Below are 7,815 nucleotides of genomic sequence, written 5' to 3'. Positions count from 1 at the left end.
CCACGGCCCCACCTTCACACCCACCGACCAACTGCCCTGGCGGCGAGACAGCAAACCGCCCCGCGAAAGAGACGAGGATCCTCCCCCCGCGGCGCCCATTGCACCTCCGGAGCCACCGTTCTGACTCGACTCGACTCGACTCGAGGGGCGAGGAGTGGTCCGTCAACTGGTGCGTCGGTTGGCCATCGCTTGGTCATCGGCTCGCCCGTCGGCTCAACCCTCGACTGGTCCGTGGGTTGGTCATCGGCTCACCCGACGGCTGGTCCATCGGCGCCCGGTCGGCTGGTCCGGCGGCGCCCCGTCAGCTGGTCCGGCGGCTCGCCCGGCGGCGCGCCAACCGCCTGCCCCGTCGGCGCGCCAACCGCCTGGGCCCGCTGACGGGACAGCCGGCCGGACCGTCAGCCCGCCGGTTTCGCTTGGGAATAGTCGAGAAAGAGGCCCTGTTGCATTGCGTGTGACGACAGCAACGCAGAACACATCTCAGGCCGCATCGAGCCAGGCTCCGATCCGCATCGATATCTGGTCGGACATCGCCTGCCCCTGGTGCTACATCGGCAAGCGGAAACTGGAGAGCGGCATCGAGCAGTTCTCAGCGTCGGGTGACGCCCCGGCCGTGGAGATCGAGTACCACAGCTACGAGCTGTCCCCCGATACGCCCATCGACTTCCACGGCTCGACCACCGAGTACCTCGCCGAGCGAAAGGGCCTCCCCGTCGTGCAGGTCGAGCAGATGCTCGACCGCGTCACCGGCATCGCGAAGGACGTCGGCCTCGACTACGACTTCGACTCCGTCCAGCACGTCAACACCGTGCGCGCGCACGAGTTCATCCACTTCGCGAAGGCCAATGGCCGCCAGCTCGACGCCAAGGAGCGCCTCCTCAAGGCCTACTTCGTCGAAGGACGCGACCTCAGCGACATCGCAGTGCTCGGCGAGCTCGCCGAAGAGCTCGGCCTCGACCGCGCCGCTGCCGTGCACGCGCTCGAAGAGCGAGTCCACCACGACGACGTCCTCGCCGACCAGCAGCAGGCGCAGGCGTACGGCATCCAAGGCGTCCCGTTCTTCGTCATCGACGGCAAGTACGGCGTCTCCGGGGCCCAGGAAGCGGCAACCTTCGCGGATGTCCTGAACAAGGTCACCACCGACCGCGACAACACGACCGCGTGACCGACCACTTGATCAACGGCGTGAACGAATCCACCACCGCCACGGCCGCCGCCCCCGCTGCGGCTGCGACTGCGGATCCAGCTGCGGCGGCTCCGGAGACGGCGACTCCAGGTGCAACTGCGGATGCGGCCGCGACTGCGGTCACGGGCACGGGCACGGGCACGGGCACTTCGAGCGTGAGCACTGGCACCCTGAGCGCTTCAGTCGTGACGCCAGCTGCCCTGGACGCGGAATCAGACGCGGCTCCGGGGTCCGTACAGGCAGGCGGCTTCACGATGCTGGGGGACGCAGGCATCGCCTGCGAGGGCGACGCCTGCGTGATCTGAGCAGGGCAGGGTAGAGCAGGGCAGAGCTGCGTCGCGCACAGCAGCTCTGCTCTGAACTCCCCCGCCGCCGACGCAGCAGGAAGAGCGCGAGTTGGCTCCGGCGCGCGTCTCCGCTCCTGAGCGGCGTGGGTTCTTTAGTGTGATGGACTCTCCCCATGGGATTCACGAGTTTCGTCGCCGTAGGTGACAGCTTCACCGAGGGCGTGGGCGATGAGCTGCCGGATGGTCGAGTGCGCGGCTGGGCTGACCTCGTCGCGCAGGGTCTCGCTGTCTCGTCGCCGGAGCCCGTCACCTACGCGAATCTCGCTATCCGCGGGCGGCTTCTCGACGCGATCCTCGAAGAGCAGCTTCCCGCAGCGATCGCGCTCAAGCCACAGCTCATGAGCCTCAACGGCGGCGGCAACGACATCCTCCGCCCCCGAGTCTCCATCGATGACGTCGCCCAGCGCCTCGTCGACGGCGCCAAGCAGGCCCTCGACGCTGGCATCCACGTCATCCTCCTCTCGGGCGCCAACCCTTCGGACCACCTCCCCATGGGCAAGCGCATCGCGGCACGCGGAGACGCACTCGCCGCCGCTGTGCACGCCAAGATGCCGCCGCAACCCGGCATCACCTTCGTCGACAACTGGGCGGACCCTGAGCTGCGCCACCTCGACTCCTGGTCACGCGACCGCCTCCACATGGGCGTGAGCGGCCACCGGAGGGTCGCCGCAAACGTCCTCTCCGCCCTCGACGTGCCCGCACCTGACTTCGGCCCCCAGACCCCCAGCATCCAGCGCCCTCGCAACTCCGAGTACTGGCGTGAGTACGTGCTCCCCTGGATCGGCCGCCGGCTCACCGGCAAGTCGTCAGGTGACTCGCGCACGCCGAAGTACCCGACGCTCGATCCGGTCGCCACCGACTAGCAGCACCGTCAGCGAAAGAGGCGGCCCGCCGACGCTCTCGCCTACTTGCAGAAGCCCTCCCGCAGCCGTACGCCATGCTCCGGCCACCGCCTCGTAGACCTCATCCACCGACTTCGAGATGGATCCGGACACCGAGAAGCCGAGCTGCTGCAGCTCACCGAGCCCGCTCGTGCCGCCGCTCTCGCTCGATTCGTCCCCCTCACCCACGCTGCTGTTGATGTCGTCGTTCACGAGAAATCCGTCCCATTCAGGCTTCGTGCCGTATAGTGGTGGAGTCGACGCATGATCACCCCGCTTCTCGCGGACATTCCAGATCCTGCCTGTCGCCATCCGCGCCACCGGATCCGTGGCCACCAGGACCCAAGTCCGAGACGCCCACCTGCTTACGAGCACGAGTCGGCTGACCAGCACGCGCCCACAGCGGCACACACATGCTTGAAAGAATGCGCCCCGCCAACGCTGGCGGGTTGCGCCGCAACGAAACGAAGAATCGCATCACACTCGCAATACCATTCACCCTGCCCGCACCTCGAGTCTCTTGGCGACAAGCCGACGACGACGTGTACGCGGCAACCATCAGCGACGAGTTCGCTGGCTTCATCACGATCGCAGACACCGGCCTGCACACCCTCCAGGGCCCCCAGGGCCAGAGCATCGGCGACTATGGGACCCTCGACGAAGCCCAAGAGGCCCTCTCCGAGGCTCTCTTCCCCGTCGAGCACGACCAATCGGACGTCGCGGCGGCACGTCCCCGGCGCCGCCGGACCGGACGCCGCGCTGCCGCCAACGCCCGCACAGCCGGATAGCGGACCCAGCCAGATGGCCTGCCCAGCTGCAGAGCGGGCACATCTGCACAGTGGGTGCATCCGGAGAGCGGGCCTATCTGCACAGCGGTGCGTCCGGATGGCGCGCCCAGCCGCAAGCGGGCGCACCCGGGCAGCGGGTGCACCCGGATTTCAGGCGCGTCCGGCTTTCGGGCGCGTCCGGATTTCGGGCGCGTCCGGATTTCGGGCACGTCCGGATTTCGGGCACGTCCGGCTTTCGGGCGCGTCCGGCTTTCGGGCGCGTCCGGCTTTCGGGCGCGTCCGGCTAGCGGCCCAGCCGCAAAACCGGCGCACCCGGCTGGACTGCCCCCTGCGGCTGCGTCATCCCGGGCGCTCCAGTCGGGGCTGCCCCGCTCAGCGTCGTGCCGGACGCGATCTCGGACGCGTCTCCTCCTGCGCGCTCTCGAGTCTCGCTGTCAGCGAGTGGTTCTGAGCTGCTAGCGGGCCTGATCGTCCGATCCGGTCGGTACCGAGGCGGGCGGTGCCGCTCCGTCAGGCGCGGCCGCCGCTGACGGCACCGAGTTCGGCACCACGGGGTCGGGACGCCAGCCGTGCGCGTGGAAGTGCGTGCTCTCACCGGAGCCGCCTTCGTCTCGCCACCGTTCCTCGCCCTCGGGAACTCCTTCTTCGATGTTGGTGACTCCCATGATCTTCGCCGCCTCACTGCGCTCGGATCCACGCGGGCGACTGACTGCCGCCCCACTCATCCCAGGGAAGCACTCGAGGCTCCGAACCCCGTGCACGCGAGACGTGGACTCGCCCCGGATCCGCGCAACCGGACAGGCGTCGCGACAGCACCGGCGGGCCCATCAGACGGGGCCGGCCAATCCGCCCGGCGAGTCAATCCGCCCGGCGAGTCAGTCCGCCCGGCGAGTCAGTCCGCCCGGCGAGTCAGTCAACACCGCTCAAAACCCCGCCACCCACCCGGGGACGCCGCCATCTGGGCGTGCCCCCCCCTGATCGCCGCTACTGGAGCACCTCGATCTCGGTGATCTTCGCGGACCACGGGCAGTACACGTCGCTCGTGAGCGTTCCGTCCTCGACGTACTCGGGGAGGCCGTCGCACACCTCCGTCGTGAAGTCCGCGAACTCGAGCGTTGTCGGGTCGATGTGCCACGTCCACGGTTCGTTCACAGACGCGTCGTCGCGCACGATCGTCCCCACAGGAATCGCCGGCACGTCCTCCCCTTCGAGGAGCTTCTGAGCGTGCTCGACGAGGCCAGAAGTCGGAAGCTCGACCTTGTAGCTCTGGTCGACCACCTGGAACGTGGCGACGGCCCGAGAAGGCGTCGCTGGGGATTGCGTCGAGCATCCGCTCACGGCGACAGCTAGCCCGATCGTCGCGGCGAGCGCAAGACCGACGGATGCGGGGCGTGGGAACTCGGGCATCAGGGACCTCCGTTGGTGGGCACGTGCTGCTCGAGCCAGCGCTCGAGCTCGGGGAGTGACTCGTAGGCGATAGTTCCGTGGCTTGCTCCGGGCACGGTCACGGCGTGCACTTCGGTCCCGATCGATTCCTCGTGGGCGACGAACGCAGCTGTGTCGGCCGGGAGCACAAGCTCGTCGGCGCTTCCCTGCGCGACGAAGAGAGGCGCATCGATTCCCTTGCCCCCGGCAGAGTTGTCGCGCAGGAGAGTTGCCCACGGCTCCGCCGTAGTGGGGTCGTGCAGCGTGAACTCGCCGATGAGCGGCTGCCCGATGTCGTGCAGCTCGGTGAGGCTGCTCATCAGGCACAGCGAGTTCATCTGCGGAACCTTCTCGATCGCGGCCGGAGTGAGGATGCTCGACAAATCTGCGCCCGGCACACTCGCATACACCTCGGCGAACGCCGGGAACGCGTACGAGCCGATCGTGACCCCGGAGATATCGTCCAGGTGCGACCCCATGAGCTTCGTGAGGTCAGCGGCGGGTGCCGCGACGGCCACCGCGGCGATCGTGAGCTCCGGGGCGTAGCTCGGCGCCTCCTGTGCCGCGAAGAGCGCAGCCTGACCGCCCTGCGAGTGCCCCCAGAGCACGACGTCGTCGCCTGCCTCCACTGGGTCGATCTGTTGAGCGGCTCGCACCGAGTCGAGCATGCTGCGCGCCGCCGTCTCCCCCACGAGATAGGAGTCCTTCCCCGCCCGCACGCCCTCCGCAGTGGTGACCCCCATGCCGAGGTAGTCGGTCGCGACGACCGCGTAGCCGCGGTCGAGCATGAGGCGCATCCCCTCGATGCCGATGAACGGATCGAAGGCCCGAGACGGCGCACACGATGGATCCGTGCCGGTCGTCGGATGGCCCCACGCGAGCACCGTGCGCCCGTCTGCAGGGGCCTTGCCGTCCGGGACGATGACGACCCCGGACACGAGCACCGGAGCCCCATCGAGGTCGGTCGACGAGTACAGGATGCGCCAAGCCTGCGAGCCGATCGGGGTCCCGAGCAGCTGCTCGCTGCGCACCAGCGTCCCTGGCTCTGTGGGGACGTCCCCGTCCGGCTGCACGTAGAACGCAGCGAGGTCCCCCTGCTCGATGGTGTCGCCGCTCACCCGCAGCACCTCGGCACCGATGAGAACCGCGGCGACCGCGAGCGCCCCCGTCACGACGAACGCGACGATTCGCTTCGGTGAACGTGAAGCCGCACGGCCCAGGGTACGAGGCGGCTTCGGTGGCCCTCCACTCGAAGGCTCCTGCGGCAGGTTCGACGGCGTCTCTGCCACTGGCTTTCCTCTCCCGAACGTTCTGCACGGCCCGCGAGCCGGACGCATCCGGAAACAAACGGCAACGCAGCCAGCGGGGGTTCGTCAACTGCGAGTTCAGTGTCGGCCCGGCCACGCACCCGGTCAAGGGGTCGCCGCCAAATGCGGCGGAGGTGCTCGAGCCCGCGAGCCGTCCGCAGGGGCTCCCAGAGTGCGCGAACATAGAGCAATGACCGCAACCCTCGTCGCCAAGGACCTCGCGGGTGGCCACGACCACCGCACGCTCTTCTCGTCCCTCGACCTCGTCGTCGCCCCCGGCGACGTGGTCGGCGTCGTGGGCGCGAACGGAGCGGGCAAGTCGACGCTGCTTCGCCTCCTCGCCGGCATCGACGAGCCCATGGAGGGCAGCGTGTCGCTCGCGCCGGCCGATGCCTTCATCGGCTGGCTCCCCCAGGAGCACGAGCGCGTGTCCGGAGAGACCGTGGCCCAGTACGTCGGCCGCCGAACCGGCACCACCGAAGCCACCGCTGAGATGGATGCGGCAGCCGAGGCCCTCGCCGAGGAGGCGAAACCAGGCGCCCCGGACCCCGGCGAAGTGTACGGCGTCGCCCTCGAGCGCTGGCTCGCGAGCGGAGCCGCTGACCTCGAAGAGCGCCTCCCGGTCGTCCTCGCCGAGCTCGGGCTCGAGCTGAGCGCCGACGCCCTCATGACCTCCCTGTCCGGCGGGCAGGCCGCGAGAGTCGGCCTCGCCGCACTCCTGCTCTCCCGTTTCGACATCGTGCTCCTCGACGAGCCGACCAACGACCTCGACCTCGACGGGCTCGAACGGCTCGAGGCGTTCATCCAGGGCCTCCGCGGTGGCGTCGTCCTCGTGAGCCACGACCGCGAGTTCCTCGCCAGGAGCGTCACTCGCGTGCTGGAACTCGACCTCGCCCAGCACAGCAACCACGTGTACGGCGGCGGGTACGAGGCGTTCCTCGAGGAGCGGGCAACCGCGAAGCGCCACGCGCGGGAAGAGTACGAAGAGTTCGCAGACAAGAAGGCGGACCTCGTCGGGCGAGCCAGGACGCAGCGCGAATGGTCGAGCCAGGGCGTGCGCAACGCCATGCGCAAGGCACCGGACAACGACAAGATCCGGCGGAAAGCGGCCACGGAGTCGAGCGAGAAGCAGGCGCAGAAGGTGCGCCAGATGGAGAGCCGGATCGCGCGCCTCGATGAGGTCGAGGAGCCGCGCAAGGAATGGCAGCTGCAGTTCACGATCGGCACGGCTCCGCGTTCCAGCTCCGTGGTCTCGACGCTCTCCCGCGCCGAGCTGCACCTCGGGAGCTTCACGTTCGGGCCCGTCTCCGTGCAGGTCGACGCCGGTGACCGCATCGGCATCACCGGCCCGAACGGCGCGGGGAAATCAACCCTCCTCCGCCTGCTGCTCGGGCACATCCAGCCGGACTCGGGAACCGCGAGCCTCGGCTCCAGTGTCGCCCTCGGTGAGATCGACCAGGCAAGGGCAGCCCTCACCGGGCCAGCACCGATCGCGGAGCAGTTCGAAGCCCAGGTGCCCGACTGGCCAACCGCCGAGGTGCGCACCCTGCTCGCCAAGTTCGGCCTCAAGGCCGACCATGTCGGACGCCGCGCCGACGAACTCTCCCCCGGCGAACGAACCCGGGCGGGGCTCGCGCTCCTCCAAGCCCGGGGCGTCAACCTGCTGGTGCTCGACGAGCCGACCAACCACCTCGACCTCGTCGCCATCGAGCAGCTCGAGCAGGCCCTCGAGAGCTACGAGGGCACCCTGCTCCTCGTCACGCACGACCGGCGGATGCTCGAGACCGTGCAGCTCAACCGGGCCTGGCACGTCGAGGGCGGTCAGCTCACGGAACGGTGACGGCCGAGGCGGCGCACGGGTGGGCTCGGGCGGCGTCGGGT

The 7,815-nt window shown here is 69.1% G+C and carries 9 protein-coding genes; 5 read left to right on the top strand and 4 right to left on the bottom strand.

The features are described 5' to 3' along the window. Window positions 1-454 precede the first annotated feature (454 nt). The 3 genes from GV007_RS16145 to GV007_RS16135 all read left to right on the top strand — a co-directional run bounded on the left by GV007_RS16145 (window position 455) and on the right by GV007_RS16135 (window position 2,396). A complete protein-coding gene (locus GV007_RS16145) occupies window positions 455-1,165 on the top strand; it encodes a DsbA family oxidoreductase (protein ID WP_160074437.1) in 711 nt (236 codons plus the stop codon). Further along, on the top strand, window positions 1,162-1,491 hold the full coding sequence (locus GV007_RS16140; RefSeq protein ID WP_160074435.1) for a hypothetical protein: 330 nt from the start codon (window positions 1,162-1,164) through the stop codon (window positions 1,489-1,491). The genes GV007_RS16145 and GV007_RS16140 overlap by 4 nt, the downstream gene beginning before the upstream one ends. A gap of 155 nt (window positions 1,492-1,646) precedes the next feature. After that, window positions 1,647-2,396 carry an SGNH/GDSL hydrolase family protein gene (locus tag GV007_RS16135; RefSeq protein ID WP_160074433.1) on the top strand — a complete coding sequence of 250 codons (750 nt, stop codon included), beginning with the start codon at window positions 1,647-1,649 and terminating at the stop codon, window positions 2,394-2,396. On the opposite strand, the gene GV007_RS16130 is transcribed toward GV007_RS16135, so the two are convergent. Beyond that, window positions 2,340-2,627 (bottom strand): hypothetical protein, encoded by a 288-nt coding sequence (locus tag GV007_RS16130; protein WP_160074431.1) that lies wholly within the window; start codon window positions 2,625-2,627, stop codon window positions 2,340-2,342. The genes GV007_RS16135 and GV007_RS16130 overlap by 57 nt on opposite strands. 329 nt (window positions 2,628-2,956) lie before the next feature. On the opposite strand from GV007_RS16130, the gene GV007_RS16125 reads away from it, so the two are divergent. Then, complete coding sequence (locus tag GV007_RS16125; protein WP_160074429.1) at window positions 2,957-3,202, top strand: hypothetical protein; 246 nt, start codon at window positions 2,957-2,959, stop codon at window positions 3,200-3,202. Window positions 3,203-3,657: 455 nt separating this feature from the next. On the opposite strand, the gene GV007_RS16120 is transcribed toward GV007_RS16125, so the two are convergent. From GV007_RS16120 to GV007_RS16110, 3 genes are all read right to left on the bottom strand, one after another. Beyond that, window positions 3,658-3,867 (bottom strand): hypothetical protein, encoded by a 210-nt coding sequence (locus GV007_RS16120; RefSeq protein WP_160074427.1) that lies wholly within the window; start codon window positions 3,865-3,867, stop codon window positions 3,658-3,660. Between the two features lie 319 nt (window positions 3,868-4,186). Continuing rightward, window positions 4,187-4,609 carry a BP74-related protein gene (locus GV007_RS16115; RefSeq protein WP_160074425.1) on the bottom strand — a complete coding sequence of 141 codons (423 nt, stop codon included), beginning with the start codon at window positions 4,607-4,609 and terminating at the stop codon, window positions 4,187-4,189. After that, window positions 4,609-5,916 (bottom strand): alpha/beta fold hydrolase, encoded by a 1,308-nt coding sequence (locus tag GV007_RS16110; RefSeq protein WP_236558584.1) that lies wholly within the window; start codon window positions 5,914-5,916, stop codon window positions 4,609-4,611. The genes GV007_RS16115 and GV007_RS16110 overlap by 1 nt, the downstream gene beginning before the upstream one ends. Window positions 5,917-6,124: 208 nt before the next feature. On the opposite strand from GV007_RS16110, the gene GV007_RS16105 reads away from it, so the two are divergent. Then, on the top strand, window positions 6,125-7,774 hold the full coding sequence (locus tag GV007_RS16105; RefSeq protein WP_160074423.1) for an ABC-F family ATP-binding cassette domain-containing protein: 1,650 nt from the start codon (window positions 6,125-6,127) through the stop codon (window positions 7,772-7,774). Window positions 7,775-7,815: the final 41 nt, after the last annotated feature.

The organism is Pseudoclavibacter sp. 8L, assembly GCF_902506465.1.
Taxonomy (GTDB): Bacteria; Actinomycetota; Actinomycetes; order Actinomycetales; family Microbacteriaceae; genus Pseudoclavibacter.
This window is presented reverse-complemented; position numbering and strand designations above follow the sequence as displayed.